General features: G+C 64.6%; 12 protein-coding genes. 3 read left to right on the top strand and 9 right to left on the bottom strand.

The window, feature by feature from the left end; translation table 11 throughout:
• Positions 1-110: 110 nt before the first annotated feature.
• The gene (gene pmbA / locus HU748_RS20310; protein ID WP_125930677.1) at positions 111-1457 is read right to left on the bottom strand and encodes a metalloprotease PmbA; all 1347 of its coding nucleotides are present in this window, start codon (positions 1455-1457) and stop codon (positions 111-113) included.
• A 109-nt stretch (positions 1458-1566) separates the two neighbouring features.
• Here pmbA and yjgA point away from each other — a divergent pair, with 109 nt between their 5' ends.
• Positions 1567-2088 carry a ribosome biogenesis factor YjgA gene (gene yjgA / locus HU748_RS20305; protein WP_054894391.1) on the top strand — a complete coding sequence of 174 codons (522 nt, stop codon included), beginning with the start codon at positions 1567-1569 and terminating at the stop codon, positions 2086-2088.
• A 74-nt stretch (positions 2089-2162) separates the two neighbouring features.
• On the opposite strand, the gene tldD is transcribed toward yjgA, so the two are convergent.
• The 8 genes from tldD to mreB form a co-directional block, all read right to left on the bottom strand.
• The gene (tldD, locus tag HU748_RS20300; RefSeq protein WP_186721671.1) at positions 2163-3602 is read right to left on the bottom strand and encodes a metalloprotease TldD; all 1440 of its coding nucleotides are present in this window, start codon (positions 3600-3602) and stop codon (positions 2163-2165) included.
• A 2-nt stretch (positions 3603-3604) separates the two neighbouring features.
• Positions 3605-4456 carry a carbon-nitrogen hydrolase family protein gene (locus tag HU748_RS20295; RefSeq protein ID WP_186721669.1) on the bottom strand — a complete coding sequence of 284 codons (852 nt, stop codon included), beginning with the start codon at positions 4454-4456 and terminating at the stop codon, positions 3605-3607.
• A gap of 8 nt (positions 4457-4464) precedes the next feature.
• The gene (locus tag HU748_RS20290; RefSeq protein WP_186721667.1) at positions 4465-8286 is read right to left on the bottom strand and encodes a YhdP family protein; all 3822 of its coding nucleotides are present in this window, start codon (positions 8284-8286) and stop codon (positions 4465-4467) included.
• Positions 8287-8359: 73 nt separating this feature from the next.
• Positions 8360-9817, bottom strand: a complete 1458-nt coding sequence (rng, locus tag HU748_RS20285) for a ribonuclease G (protein ID WP_186721665.1) — start codon at positions 9815-9817, stop codon at positions 8360-8362.
• A gap of 54 nt (positions 9818-9871) precedes the next feature.
• Positions 9872-10468, bottom strand: coding sequence for a Maf family protein (locus HU748_RS20280; RefSeq protein WP_186711499.1), 597 nt, complete (start codon positions 10466-10468; stop codon positions 9872-9874).
• A gap of 29 nt (positions 10469-10497) precedes the next feature.
• Positions 10498-10986: a rod shape-determining protein MreD gene (gene mreD / locus HU748_RS20275; protein ID WP_054894397.1), complete on the bottom strand. Its 489-nt coding sequence runs from the start codon at positions 10984-10986 to the stop codon at positions 10498-10500.
• On the bottom strand, positions 10986-12041 hold the full coding sequence (gene mreC, locus HU748_RS20270; protein ID WP_186721725.1) for a rod shape-determining protein MreC: 1056 nt from the start codon (positions 12039-12041) through the stop codon (positions 10986-10988). Before mreC ends, mreD begins: the two co-directional genes overlap by 1 nt.
• A 175-nt stretch (positions 12042-12216) precedes the next feature.
• Positions 12217-13254, bottom strand: coding sequence for a rod shape-determining protein MreB (mreB, locus tag HU748_RS20265; protein ID WP_003255163.1), 1038 nt, complete (start codon positions 13252-13254; stop codon positions 12217-12219).
• Between the two features lie 202 nt (positions 13255-13456).
• On the opposite strand from mreB, the gene gatC reads away from it, so the two are divergent.
• Together gatC and gatA are read left to right on the top strand one after the other, a co-directional pair.
• The gene (gene gatC, locus HU748_RS20260) at positions 13457-13744 is read left to right on the top strand and encodes an Asp-tRNA(Asn)/Glu-tRNA(Gln) amidotransferase subunit GatC (RefSeq protein WP_054894398.1); all 288 of its coding nucleotides are present in this window, start codon (positions 13457-13459) and stop codon (positions 13742-13744) included.
• A 15-nt stretch (positions 13745-13759) separates the two neighbouring features.
• On the top strand, positions 13760-15211 hold the full coding sequence (gene gatA, locus HU748_RS20255; protein ID WP_186667820.1) for an Asp-tRNA(Asn)/Glu-tRNA(Gln) amidotransferase subunit GatA: 1452 nt from the start codon (positions 13760-13762) through the stop codon (positions 15209-15211).
• The last annotated feature ends 6 nt before the right edge of the window (positions 15212-15217 follow it).

Genomic DNA, 15217 nt, shown 5'->3' with positions numbered 1-15217 from the left:
TGATATTCATTATTAATTGATAAATAGAATCACTTCAATAGCGAGACCACAAACAAAAAACCCGGCGCGATGGCCGGGTTTGTCGTAACGCGTAGGTCAGACGTGCACCGTCAGCTACCGGCGACGGTCATCCGTTCGATCAGCACCGAACCGCTGTGAATATTGCTGCGCGTTTCAATATCGCTGCCAATCGCGACAATCTGCTGGAACATGTCCTTCATATTGCCGGCGATGGTCACTTCCTGAACAGGGAACTGGATTTCACCGTTCTCCACCCAGAAACCCGCAGCGCCACGGGAGTAGTCACCCGTGACCATGTTCAGGCCATGCCCCATCAGCTCGGTCACCAGCAGGCCGCGCCCCATGCGACGGATCAGTGCGGCCTGGTCTTCGACGCCATGGGTGACGAACAGGTTATGCACGCCGCCAGCGTTGGCGGTGCTTGGCAGCTTGAGCTTGCGACCGGCATAGGTGCCGAGGATGTAGGACACCAGTTCGCCCTTGTCGATGAACGGCTTGGCATAGGTGGCCAGGCCATCGCCGTCGAACGCGGCACTGCCCAGCGCGCGCGGAATGTGCGGACGCTCGTCGAGGGTCAGCCAAGTCGGGAACAGACGCTGGCCCAGGGTGCCTTCGAGGAACGACGACTTGCGGTACAGGTTGCCGCCGGAGATTGCCGACAGGAAGCTGCCGAACAACCCGCCGGCCAGCTCCGCAGCGAACAGCACCGGCACCTCGCAGGTCGGCACTGGACGTGCGCCAAGACGGCTGGCGGCACGCTGTGCAGCGCGCTGGCCGATACTGCGCGGGTCGGCCAGCAATTGGCCCTGGCGATTGACGTCATACCAGTAGTCGCGCTGCATCTGCCCTTCGCCTTCGGCGATCATCACACAGCTCAGGCTGTGGCGGGTCGAGGCGTAGCCGCCGATGAAGCCATGGCTGTTGCCATACACCCGCACCCCTTGGTGCGTGTTGAGGGTGGTGCCGTCGGCATTGAGGATGCGCTTGTCGGCATCGAAGGCGGCCGCTTCGCACTCCAGGGCCATCTCGATGGCACGCTCGGGCTCGATGTCCCAGTCGTGGTAGAGGTCGAGGTCAGGCATTTCGCGCGCCATCAGCGCCGCGTCAGCCAGGCCCGAACACTCATCCTCGGAAGTGTGCTTGGCGATTGCCAGTGCAGCAGCCACCGTTTCGCGAATGGCCTCGGGACCGCTCGCCGACGTACTGGCCGACCCCTTGCGCTGGCCCACGTAGAGGGTGATGCCAAAGCCCTGGTCACGGTTGAACTCGACCGTCTCGACCTCGCGCTGGCGCACGCTGGTGGACAGGCCCTGCTCCAGCGAAACCGCCACCTCGCAGGCACTGGCGCCCTGGCGGCGTGCTTCGGCAACGATCGCCTCGACCTGTTCCTGCAACGCTGGCAGGTCCTTCGGACCTATGCTCTGGACTGCACTCATGGTTTTCTCCACTCAAATTCTGCGTTCGGCGAGGGCCATTCTTCGACCGGGCCGGACAAAGCGGCCCCCGACTGGTTATCATGGCGGCGATTTCCTGCGGACTGCCACCATGGTTGATTCATACGACGACGCCTTCGACGGCGAAAAAAGCAAGACCCAGATCAAGCGCGAGCTGCATGCGCTGGTCGAACTCGGCGAGCGCCTCACCACGCTCAAGCCCGATATCCTCGCGCGCCTGCCACTCACCGACGAGTTGCGCAAAGCACTGGAGGAAGCGTCCAAACACACTGCCCACGGTGCCCGCAAACGCCACATGTCGTTCGTCGGCAAGCTGATGCGCGTACAGGACCTGGATGCCATCCATGCGCTGCTCGAGCAGATAGACAGCTCCACGCGCCAGTACAACGAACGTTTCCACGGCCTCGAGCGCTGGCGCGACCGGTTGATCGACGGCAACGACGAAGACCTCGAGCGCTTCGTCCAGGAGTTCCCCGATACCGATCGCCAGCAACTGCGCTCGCTGATCCGCCATGCCCAGCACGAAAAGGCGCGGAACAAACCGCCAGCCGCTGCGCGCAAGGTGTTCAAGTACATCCGCGACCTCGACGAGCTCCAGCGCGGCCTGCGCTGAGCCCTGCCACTGACCGCCTGCAGGAGCGGCCTCGCGTCGCGACACGAGGCCGCTCCTGCAGGCAGCGCGTGCCATCAGGCCCCGGTACCGCCCACGGTGATCGCGTCCAGCTTCAGGGTCGGCTGGCCAACGCCAACCGGCACCGACTGCCCATCCTTGCCACAAGTCCCGACGCCGCTGTCCAGGGCCAGGTCGTTACCGACCATCGACACCCGACTCATCGCCTCAGGACCATTGCCGATCAGGGTCGCGCCCTTGACCGGCGCGGTGATCTTGCCGTCTTCGATCAGGTACGCCTCGCTGGTGGAGAACACGAACTTGCCACTGGTGATGTCCACCTGACCACCGCCGAGGTTGGCGCAGTAGATGCCCTTCTTCACCGAGGCGATGATCTCCTGCGGGTCGCTCTCGCCGGCACGCATGTAGGTGTTGGTCATGCGCGGCATCGGCAGGTGCGCGTAGGATTCGCGCCGACCATTGCCGGTAACCGCCATGCCCATCAGGCGGGCATTGAGCTTGTCCTGCATGTAGCCTTTGAGGATGCCGTTCTCGATCAGGGTGGTGCATTCGGTCGGGGTGCCTTCGTCATCGACGCTCAGCGAACCGCGACGGCCTTCCAGCGTGCCGTCATCGACGATGGTGCACAGCTTCGACGCCACCGCCTCACCGATCCGGCCGCTGTAGGCGGAGCTGCCCTTGCGGTTGAAGTCACCTTCCAGGCCGTGGCCGACCGCTTCATGCAGCAGTACGCCCGACCAACCGGGACCGAGCACCACCGGCAACGTGCCGGCCGGCGCGGGCTGCGCCTCGAGGTTGACCAGCGCCTGGCGCAGCGCCTCGCGGGCATAGCCCATCACCCGCTCTTCGGTGAAGTAGCGGTAGTCGGTACGCCCGCCCCCGCCTTGGCCGCCCCGCTCGCGGCGACCGTTGTGTTCGACGATGACGCTGACGTTGAAACGCACCAGTGGCCGCACATCCGCGGCCAGGCTGCCATCGGCCGCCGCCACCAGGATGCGCTCCCACACACCCGCCATGCTCACGCTGACCTGCTGAATGCGTGGATCGAGGGCACGGGTGGCGGCATCGACGCGCTTGAGCAGTTCGACTTTCTCGGCCCGACTCAGGACATCGAGTGGGTTGTTCGGTGCATACAGGGCGGTCACATCCTGACTGCTGAAGGCCTGCACCTTACCGTTCTGGCCAGCGCGGGAAATCGAGCGGGCGGCGCGCGCCGCCGACGTCAAGGCTTCAAGATTGATCGCGTTGCTGTAGGCGAAGCCGGTCTTCTCGCCGGACAACGCACGCACGCCGACACCTTGGTCGAGGTTGAAACTGCCTTCCTTGACGATACCGTCTTCCAGTGCCCAGGTTTCCGAGATCTGCCCCTGGAAATACAGGTCGGCAGCGTCGATGCCGGGCCCTGCCAACTCACCCAGCACAGCCTGCAGGCTGTCCAGGGTCAGTCCGCCCGGGGCCAGGAGCTGCTCGCTGACGGTGGATAACATCTGGCTCATAGTCACTCCGAGGTGTGCGCAGGCCGCAAGGCGTCCTGCGAGAAAAAGCGCCGGTGCGAAACGACCGGCATACGCGCCCGTATGGACGCTTGTTCTTCAGCGTCGCGCTCGGCGAGCAATATCGCTTCGCCATGCGCATGTTCGGCGACGATCCTCCCCCAAGGGTCGACGATCGCCGCATGGCCATGGGTTTCCCGTGGGCCTGGATGGCTGCCGCCCTGCGCGGCGGCCAGCATGTAGCACTGGGTTTCGATGGCGCGGGCACGGATCAACACTTCCCAATGTGCCGCGCCGGTCACCGCAGTGAACGCCGACGGAGCGCTGATCAGCTCGGCCCCGGCAGCGCGCAGGGCGCTGTAGAGCTCGGGAAAGCGCAGGTCGTAGCACACCGACAAGCCCAGGCGCCCAACCGGTGTATCGGCCACCACCACCTGCGCGCCATGGGCGTAATCGTCCGATTCGCGGTAGCGCCCACGGTTGTCGGCCACGTCCACATCGAACAGGTGCAGCTTGTCGTAACGCGCGGCGATCTCGCCGTGGTCGTCGACCAGCAGCGAGCAGGCATGTGACTTGGCCTCGGGCTGACCGACCGGGGGCAACGGCAAGGTGCCGGCAACAATCCATAACTTGAGGTCGCGTGCGGCGCGTTTCAACCAGGGCAGGATCGGGCCTTCGCCAAGCGCTTCGGCGCGACCGATCACCGCGGCATCGCGCCGGCCCATGGCCGCGAAATTCTCCGGCAGCACTGCCAGCCGTGCGCCACTGTCAGCCGCCTGTTCCAGCAGTACGTGAGCCCGCTGCAGGTTGGCCAGTAAGCCGTCCTGGCTGACCATCTGGATCACTGCTGACTTCATGACCACTCCTAACGCGATTTATCGAAAGGTTTCACAAAGGTGATTTTAGGCTCTTTGACCGGACCTTCGACCCGATAGTGCACGCTGGCGAAGCGCGCGACCCGATCACCGATCAGTCGATCGACCAGGAACAATGCGCCACCGACCGCAGGCGCCCCGACGATCAGCGCCGCCAACGGCAGGTTGTTGGTGACCGGCAGGGTCACCTGCAGGTTGGCATCGATACGGTCGCGCACAAAGTCGAGTGTGCCATCGAGCTCGAAATTGCTGGAGGGGCCGGTGACAGCGATCGGTTCACGGGTCACATAGACGCCCTCGCTGACCACCAGCAGGCCCTTGACCCGATCATAGGCCAGCCCCTCGCCGAACAGGTCGGAGAAGTCCAGGCGCAGACGGCGACCAATCGAGTTGAAGTTGAGCAGGCCGAACACCCGCAACGCCTGGGCGCCGCCCTCGACCTCGACGAACTGGCCGGTGCGCAGCGAGGCATCGAGGCTACCGGAGAATCGCTTGAGACTGACCCAGGCCGGCGAACCCGGCCAACGGCCATCGACGTCCATGCGGAAGTCGCGGCTGGTGACCGTGGGCGCGAAGCCCCAGGCCTTGAGCACATCGCCCAGGTCCTTGCCGTCCAGGCGCCCCTTGTACCAACTGCTGGTGCTGCCGGGAACACCTTCCCAGCCGCCGCTGCCGTCGATGTGCAGGCCCTTGAGATTGAGGTCGATGTCGCCCAGGGACACACCACGGGCATTCGGCCGCAGCTTGACCGAGGCGCTGCCGAACAGGTCGTCGCCGCGATACAACTTGTCGATGCTCAGATCCAGGGCCGGCGCCTTGCGCGGGTCGAAGGTGGCCAGCGGATCAGGCGCATCTTCGGCCTGGGCCTCCTGCGGATCGGCAGGCGGCAGGCGCAAGGTCTGCAGCTTCACCACCATGGGCGCGGCCTTGGCATCCGGGATCCGCGCATTGCCGATCACTTCCTTGCTGTCCAGGCGCAGATCCCAGGCGCTGGCAACACGCGCCAGGCGCACCACCGCCTGGTTGAGGTCGGTGCCGAATGCCTTCAACTGGCCAATGCTCACATCCACACCCTGCAGGCTCTGACGAGCGCTGCCACCTGGATCCTGGCCAGCATACTTGTCCAACTGCTGCTGCCAGGGCTCGAGGTCCAGCGATTCGAGCCGCCCGCGCACCCGCAGACCCTGGCCGCCCGGCACCAGCGCATCGCCACCGCCCAGCACCAGCTCGCCGCGTCCCTGGGCCAGCTTGTCGAGCGAGGCCGCATAGGCCAACCGCGCCACATCGGCGTAGCTCGCATCAAAGCGCCGCTCACCACCCTGCAGGTTCATGCTGAAGCTGCTGTCGCGTGACTCGGCCGCCGTCTTGCCGAAGGGCGCTGGCAGGTCGATGGTCAGGCCCTTGAGCGACGAGTTGACGCTCAGGCGATTGTCGCGGCTACCCAGGCTGACCTGCAGTTGGTAGGGAATGTCGCCCGAGGCCGGCAGTGCCTGCTTGAACTGCAGCCAGTCGGTCAACGACTTGAGCGGCACCTGGCCGGTGGCGTTGATCCGGGTCTGGATCTGGCCACCCTGCCCTTCGGCGAGAATCTGCGCGGTCACCGGCCTGTCGAAGGCCTGGAGACTGATGCCCTTGCCGCTCAGGCCCTTGTCGAGATCGAAGGTGAAGTCGCCCTTCAGGCGGCTCAGGTCGAGCTCCGGCGGCTCCACCTTGAGCCGGGCATCGGAAGTCGAGAAATCCACCAGCACCTTGGGACGCAGACCGTGTTCCAACGGGATGTCCAGTTTGACCTTGCCCTGCAGCGGGCCCTCGCCTTCCCAGCCGGCGAAGATCTCGCCAGTGCCGATCGGCGCCTCTTTCAGAATCTTCAGGCCGTCACCCAGGCTGCCGTCGAACTCGCCGTCCAGGTACAGGCGGCTATGCTGGTCGCCCTCGACATGGGGGATGTTGACGCTGACATCACTGACTCGGGTGTCCAGCAGCAGGCCCTTGCTGGCCTGGATGCGCACACCGGTATCCTCGATGTACACATTGCCGTCTACCTGCTGCACCTGCGGCCAGCCCGGCTGGAAATCGAGGGCCGCATCATGCACCTTGAAGAACAGGCTGATGCTGCGCGAATGCGCCGGCGCGTTATGGTTAAGAGATCCCTGGTACTGGAAGTAGCCCTCGTCGACCTCCCCCTTGACGATGGCACTGCGAAGCCACTCGTCCAGCGCCGGGCTGAGCACTTCCGGCAGGTACTTGGCCGTGTAGCGACCATCGCCCTCGGTGAGGCCGACGCGCAGGTCCATATAGTCGGCCTGCTCCTCGTGGAACCTGAAGCGAATGAGAAAATCGGCGGCGATCTTGCCTTCATCGCCCAGCACCTTGATGTAGGGCGCGATGAGGGTAAAGCCGTCCTTGTCCAGCGCCCAGGTCAGGCGGGCATTGGCTTTCTGGTAGTGCCAGGGTTTGCCGAAGATGGGGTACAGGTGCAGCATGAAGGCATCGGTATCAAGGCGCAGTTCGCCGTGCCCGAGATCGCCGCTGATGCTGCCGCTGACATTGCCCGCTGCGGGCGCGCCGTGATACGCATCGAAGCCGATCTTGTCGAGATTGGCGGCGAACTGCAGGCGCTGGTCACCTTCGGCATGGGGACGGATGTCGAGCTGAACATTGCGCAGTGTACCGGTCACGTTCAGGGCATCGACCACGGTCATCAGGTTGTCCGGCAGCGGTGCCAGGCCATCGATCAGTGGGGTCAACGGCGTCAGGTCGAGGCGATCGGCCTGGACCTGCCACGTCTCCCCGGCGGCCTCCTGCCCACGGCGCTGGCGCGCTTGCAGGTGGGTTTCCCAGCGGGTTTCACCGATACTCGCCGCCAACGAATCGACCACGATCTCGTAGCCTTCCTTGCCCCGGTGCACCCAACTGGACAGCGCCAGGTTGTCGAGGGTCACGGTCTTGCGCCCGACATAGGCGCCGCGCAGTTGCGGCGCGTTCAGGCGGGCGACGGCGCGCTGCAACTGGCCTTTGTTCCAGTCGATCCAGAATTCGCCCCCCGCACGCAGCGTCTTGGCTCGCCATTGGCCGAGCAGGCTTGGCGGCACCCAGCGCGCCCAATCGCTCTGCGGCAGGCTGGCGTAGGCCTCCAGCCGCCCGTCACGCCAGGCGTCAGGGGTGGCGCGGCTGCGCAGGTTCAACGCCAGGGGTTGGCCGTCGGGCAAGGTCGCGCGCAGCTCAAGGCGCTGGCGCGACGCACCGGCCTGCAGGCCAAGGCTGACATAAGTGAGCGTGACCGAATCACGGCGCCACGGCTGGAACGTGACCTGGCTGTCGAACACATCGACCCTGCCCAGTTGCTGGAGGCGTTGCAGCAATTGGGCAGGGTCGATGGGCGCATCGTCTTTCTTCGGCAGGCCTTCAAGGGTCCAGGCGCCTTGCTGGTCCTCATGCAGGATCAGTTGCAGGCCGCCTAGCTGGACATGCGCCAACCGCACTTCTCGGGCCTTCAGGCTGGCCCACAGGTCGGGCACCAGCTTGACGTCATCCAGGCGCAAGGCCGCCGAGCCCTCGCCCAATTGCAGGTCGCGCAGCCTGAGCACCGGGGCCAGGCCACTCCATCGCCCCTCGAGCGCCCCCACATGCACGGGCAGGCCCAAGGCTTGCTGGGCCTTGTCTTCAAGGTCGGCCCGGTATTCGGCCACCAGCGGCACCAGTTGCCGACCGAGGCTGACATACAGCGCCACCAGCACTGCCAGCAGGGCACACAGCCCCAGCCCCCAGCGGGTCAACGCGCCAAGAACGCGGGTCAGACGTTCCATGGCCATTGCCCTCCGAGTCGTCCATTAACTATGGCCGCAAGCGGCGTTTTCGCCACTGGGCGAACGATTTCAGAACGCGTCAGAGCAGCACCACATCATATTGTTCCTGGGAATACATGGACTCGACCTGGAAGCGAATGGTTCGCCCGATGAAGGCCTCCAGCTCGGCGACGTTACCCGACTCTTCATCGAGCAGACGATCGACGACCTTCTGATTGGCCAGCACCCGGTAGCCTTCTGCCTGATAGGCCCGCGCCTCGCGGAGGATTTCGCGGAAGATTTCGTAACAAATAGTCTCTGGCGTCTTCAGCTTGCCACGCCCCTGGCAGGCCAGGCAGGGCTCGCACAGCACCTGCTCGAGGCTTTCACGGGTGCGCTTGCGGGTCATCTGTACCAGGCCCAACTCGGTGATGCCGATGATGTTGGTCTTGGCATGGTCGCGCTCAAGCTGTTTTTCCAGCGTGCGCAGAACCTGGCGGCGGTGCTCTTCGTCTTCCATGTCGATGAAGTCGATGATGATGATGCCGCCGATGTTGCGCAGGCGCAGTTGCCGCGCGATGGCCGTGGCTGCTTCGAGGTTGGTCTTGAAAATGGTCTCTTCGAGATTGCGATGGCCGACGAAAGCGCCAGTGTTGACGTCGATGGTCGTCATCGCCTCGGCGGGGTCGACCACCAGGTAGCCCCCGGACTTGAGCGGCACCTTGCGTTCCAGGGCGCGCTGGATCTCGTCCTCGACCCCATAGAGGTCGAAGATCGGCCGCTCGCCGGGATAGTGCTCCAGGCGGTCGGCGATCTCGGGCATCAGCTCACCGACGAACTGCGTGGTTTTCTGGAAGGTTTCCCGCGAGTCGATGCGGATCTTCTCGATCTTTGGATTGACCAGGTCACGCAAGGTGCGCAGCGCCAGGCCGAGGTCTTCGTAGATCACGGTCGGCGCGCCGCAGGTCTGGATCTGGCTGCCGATCTGCTCCCACAGGCGACGCAGGTAGCGGATGTCCTGGAGGATGTCTTCGGCGCGCGCGCCCTCGGCGGCGGTACGCAGGATGAAGCCACCGGCATCCTTGATGTTCTCTTGCGCCATCGAGTCGCTGACCACCTGTTTGAGACGATCACGCTCGGCTTCGTCCTCGATCTTCAGCGAAATACCGACATGGCTGCTGCGCGGCATGTACACCAGGTAGCGCGACGGAATCGACAGCTGGGTGGTCAGGCGCGCGCCCTTGGTGCCGATAGGGTCCTTGGTCACCTGCACCACAAGAGCCTGGCCTTCGTGGACCAGCGCGGTGATGGTCTCGACCGCCGAGCCTTCACGCTGGGAGATCTCCGAGGCGTGGATGAACGCCGCACGCTCCAGGCCGATATCGATGAAGGCGGCCTGCATGCCAGGCAGCACACGCACCACCTTGCCCTTGTAGATATTGCCGACGATGCCACGGCGCTGGGTGCGCTCGACATGCACCTCCTGCAGCACTCCGTTCTCCACCACTGCCACACGTGACTCCATTGGCGTGATGTTGATCAGGATCTCTTCACTCATGGCAGGCTCTCGTCAAAGGTCTTCGGTAATGATGGATCGCTGTCGGGCGGCTGGCTAGCGCTGGGCGTTATCCTCTTGCTGCCAGCAGGGAATGGCGAACTGTTCGAGCAGCTCGGCGGTTTCGCTCAGGGGCAGGCCGACCACGGCCGAATAGCTGCCCTCGATGGCGCTGACGAACACCGCCCCCAGCCCCTGGATCGCATAACCGCCGGCCTTGTCCAGCGGTTCACCGCTGTCCCAGTAGCGACATGCTTCATCGAAGGAAATGGTACGGAACCGGACTTTGGTGGCCACGCACAGGCTCAGCGAGCGCTGGCCGTCGGTCACAGCTACGGCCGTAAGCACCTGATGCTCGCGTTTGGACAGGTCGCCGAGCATCGCCAGGGCGTGCTCGCGGTTTTCAGGCTTGCCGAGGATCTGGCCGTCGAGCACCACGGCGGTATCCGCGCCGAGCACCACACCCGGGGCATCGAGCAGATTGAAACCGGCCACCGCCTTGGCTTGCGCCAGGCGCTCGACGTAGGCCTGGGCGGCTTCGTCGGGCAACGGGGTTTCGTCGATGGGGGCGCTGACCACGGTGAATGGCACGCCAATCTGGGTCAGCAGCTCACGCCGGCGCGGGGAGCCGGAGGCCAGGTGCAGTCGAGTCATGTGGACATCTCCCTGTCAGTGGCGACGCGTCAGTGGATATGCAGGCGTCGGCGCATGCCGCGCAGGGCGAAGCTGATCCAGGGCCAGAGCAACGCGCTGATCACCGCCGACCACACCAGCGCAAGCGTCGGCAGGCGATTGCCGGTCAGGGCGCTGAGCCACAGCTGGATCAACTGGGCGATGCCGAACACCACCAGGATCACCAGGCTCTGCTGCCACATAGGGAACATACGCAGGCGTTGCTGCAGGGACAGCACCAGGAAGGTGATCAAGGTGAGGATCAGCGCGTTCTGCCCCAGCAGGGTGCCGTAGAGCACGTCCTCGGCAAGGCCCAGCACAAAGGCGGTGGTCATCCCGACCTTGCTGGGTACGGCCAGGGTCCAGAACGCCAGCAACAAGGCCAGCCACATGGGGCGGAACACCTCCATGAACTGCGGCATCGGCGTGACGCTGAGCAGCAGGCCGATGACGAAGGTCAGCCAGATGGCCCAGCCGTTTCTGCTACGGGTACTGGCCATCATTCTCTCCGGGGCTGTGCAGTCGACGCGGGTGCGGCTGGCGGGTGTGAGGTGGACGTACCGTGGGCCGGCGCAGTGGCAGCCGGTGCGGCAGGTGCGGGTGCGTGGGCCGGCGCGCCGCTCGCTGGCGCAGTTGCCGGTGCTGGCGCAGCTGTCGGCTTGGCACTCGCACCGTCCTGACGGTCGGCCTCTTCCTGGGCGATCGCTGCATCCGTGGCACGCTGCTCAGGTGTACGACGATCGCTGAACACCAGCAGCATGTAGCGGCTGCGATTGAGGGCGGCGGTAGGAATGGCGCGCACGATGGCGAACGGCTGACCGGAATCGTGGATCACCTCGTTGACCGTGGCCACCGGATAACCGGCCGGGAAACGCTGCCCCATGCCCGAACTCACCAGCAGATCGCCTTCCTTGATGTCGGCGGTATCGGCCACGTGACGCAGTTCCAGGCGTTCCGGGTTGCCGGTGCCGCTGGCAATGGCGCGCAGGCCGTTGCGGTTGACCTGTACGGGAATGCTGTGGGTGGTGTCGGTCAGCAGCAGCACGCGCGAGGTGTAGGGCATCAGCTCGACCACCTGGCCCATCAGGCCACGGGCATCGAGCACCGGCTGGCCGAGGAACACCCCGTCGCGCTCGCCCTTGTTGATCAGGATGCGATGAGTGAAGGGATTGGGATCGACCCCGATCAGTTCGGCGACTTCGACCTTTTCGTTGACCAGTGCCGAAGAATTGAGCAGCTCGCGCAGACGCACGTTCTGCTCGGTGAGCGCCGCCAGCTTCTGCAGGCGCCCCTGCAACAGCAGGGCTTCGGTCTTGAGTTTCTCGTTATCGGCGATCAGCTCGGTGCGGCTGCCGAACTGCCCGGCCACGCCCTGCCACAGACGCTGCGGCAAATCGGTGACCCAATAGGATTCCATCAGCACCAGCCCCATCTGGCTGCGTACCGGCTTGAGCACGTCAAAGCGCGAGTCGACCACCATCAGCGCGACCGACATCACCACCAGCACGAGCAGACGAACGCCCAGCGAAGGGCCCTTGGAGAAAAGCGGTTTAATGGGCCGTTCCTCGTGGACGACGATTCAGGCGGTCATTGCACGAGGTCAATGCAACCACCAGCCTGCGGATTGACGGAAACGACGCCCGACGGACGTCAACAGCGCATACAGGTAGCACTGTGCGTGCCACCTGTAAACCAGACGATCTTCAGCGACGGCTGGACAGCGCCAGGACTCACTCGCTGGAGAGCAGGTCCATGGCGTGCTTGTCCATCATTTCCAGCGCACGACCACCGCCACGGGCGACACAGGTCAGCGGGTCTTCGGCAACGATCACCGGCAGGCCGGTTTCCTGGGCCAGCAGCTTGTCGAGGTCACGCAGCAGCGCGCCACCACCGGTCAGCACCAGGCCGCGCTCGGCGATGTCGGAGGCCAGCTCCGGCGGCGACTGCTCCAGGGCGCTCTTGACCGCCTGGACGATGGTCGCCAGCGATTCCTGCAGCGCTTCGAGCACTTCGTTGGAGTTCAGGGTGAAGGCACGTGGTACACCTTCGGCCAGGTTGCGGCCACGCACGTCGACTTCGCGGACTTCGCCGCCCGGGTAGGCGGTGCCGATTTCCTGCTTGATGCGCTCGGCGGTGGATTCGCCGATCAGGCTGCCGTAGTTACGGCGCACGTAGGTGACGATGGCTTCGTCGAAACGGTCACCGCCGACACGCACGGATTCGGCGTACACCACACCGTTGAGCGAGATCAGGGCGATTTCGGTGGTACCACCACCGATGTCGACGACCATCGAACCGCGGGCTTCCTCGACCGGCAGGCCGGCACCGATGGCGGCGGCCATGGGCTCTTCGATCAGGAACACTTCGCGGGCACCGGCGCCCAGCGCCGATTCACGGATGGCACGGCGCTCGACCTGAGTGGACTTGCACGGCACGCAGATCAGCACGCGAGGGCTGGGCTGCAGGAAGCTGTTTTCGTGCACTTTGTTGATGAAGTACTGCAGCATCTTCTCGCAGACGCTGAAGTCGGCGATCACGCCGTCCTTCATCGGACGAATGGCAGCGATGTTGCCGGGAGTGCGGCCGAGCATGCGCTTGGCTTCGGTACCGACGGCCACGACGCTTTTCTGGTTGCCGTGGGTACGGATGGCAACAACCGAGGGCTCATTCAGGACGATACCGCGCTCACGCACGTAAATAAGGGTGTTGGCAGTACCCAGGTCGATGGACAGATCGCTGGAAAACATGCCACGCAGTTTCTTGAACATGGGAAAGTGACCCTGGGGAAAGCGTGGGTAAAAAAGTGCGGCAAACTCTAACAATGGCAGGGATTTTGGGCAAGGAGCCAATATGTTAAATTGGCAGTTTTTCCGAGCACGCCAGCCGATGATCGCGGCCGTATGACCGCCAGAATCCCGGCATGTTCCTCATTACGGAAGCATTCTGTTTCTGTTTTTCCTGGAGATCCCCATGGCGCTTCAACGCTGTGACGTGGAAAAGATCGCCCATCTGGCCCGCCTGGGCCTGAATGAAGGCGAACTGCCACGCATTACCGATGCCTTGAACAGTATTCTCGGGCTGGTCGACCAGATGCAAGCCGTCGACACCACCGGCATCGAGCCTCTCGCCCACCCGCTCGAAGCCACCCAGCGCCTGCGTCCCGACCAGGTGACCGAAAGCAACCAGCGCGATCGCTACCAAGCGGTGGCACCCTCGACCGAAAACGGTCTGTACCTGGTTCCGAAAGTCATCGAGTAAGGGATAGAGCCTGCCATGCATCAACTCACTCTGGCCGAGATCGCCCGCGGACTCGCCGACAAGTCGTTTTCTTCCGAAGAGCTGACCGGCGCGCTGCTGTCGCGCATCAAGCAGCTCGACCCACAGATCAACAGCTTCATCAGCATCACCGAAGCGCAGGCGCTGCAGCAGGCCCGCGCTGCCGACGCCCGTCGCGCCAATGGCGAAACCGGCGCACTGCTGGGCGCACCAATTGCCCACAAGGACCTGTTCTGCACCCAGGGCGTGCGCACCAGCTGCGGCTCGAAGATGCTCGACAGCTTCACCGCCCCCTATGACGCCACCGTGGTCGCCAAGCTCGCCGAGGCCGGCATGGTCACCCTGGGCAAGACCAACATGGACGAGTTCGCCATGGGTTCGGCCAACGAATCCAGCCACTACGGCGCGGTGAAGAACCCCTGGAACCTCGAACACGTGCCAGGCGGCTCGTCGGGTGGCTCCGCCGCAGCCGTGGCCGCGCGCCTGCTGCCGGTCGCCACCGGCACCGACACCGGCGGCTCGATCCGCCAGCCAGCCGCGCTGACCAACCTCACCGGTCTCAAGCCTACCTACGGCCGTGTCTCGCGCTGGGGCATGATCGCCTACGCCTCGAGCCTCGACCAGGGCGGCCCGATGGCCCGCACCGCCGAAGACTGCGCCCTGCTGCTGCAAGGCATGGCTGGTTTCGACGCCAAGGACTCGACCAGCGTCGACGAATCGGTACCCGACTACAGCGCCAACCTCAATGCCTCGCTGCAGGGCCTGCGCATCGGCCTGCCGAAGGAGTACTTCGGCGCCGGCCTCGATCCGCGCATCGCCGAACTGGTCCAGGCCAGCGTCAAGGAACTGGAGAAGCTCGGCGCGGTGGTCAAGGAAATCAGCCTGCCGAACATGCAGCACGCCATCCCGGCGTACTACGTGATCGCCCCGGCCGAAGCCTCCTCCAACCTCTCGCGCTTCGACGGCGTGCGCTTCGGCTACCGCTGCGAAGCCCCGAAAGACCTCACCGACCTGTACAAGCGCTCGCGTGGCGAAGGCTTCGGCGCTGAAGTGCAGCGCCGGATCATGGTCGGCACCTATGCCCTGTCGGCCGGCTACTACGACGCCTACTACGTCAAGGCCCAGCAGATCCGCCGCCTGATCAAGAACGACTTCATGGCCGCCTTCGAACAGGTCGACGTCATCCTCGGCCCGACCACGCCGAACCCGGCCTGGAAACTCGGCTCGAAGAACGCCGACCCGGTCGCCGCCTACCTCGAGGACGTCTACACCATCACCGCCAACCTCGCGGGCCTGCCCGGCCTGTCGATGCCGGCCGGCTTCGTCGATGGCCTGCCGGTGGGCGTGCAACTGCTGGCCCCGTACTTCCAGGAAGGCCGCCTGCTCAACGTCGCGCACCGTTACCAGCAAGTCACCGACTGGCACACCCGCGCCCCCAAAGGCTTCTGAGGAATT

This window comes from Pseudomonas sp. RW3S2 (assembly GCF_014268955.1).
Lineage (GTDB): Bacteria > Pseudomonadota > Gammaproteobacteria > Pseudomonadales > Pseudomonadaceae > Aquipseudomonas > Aquipseudomonas wayambapalatensis.
Note: the sequence above shows the minus strand (reverse complement) of the source record. Positions and strands in the feature narration are given on the sequence as shown.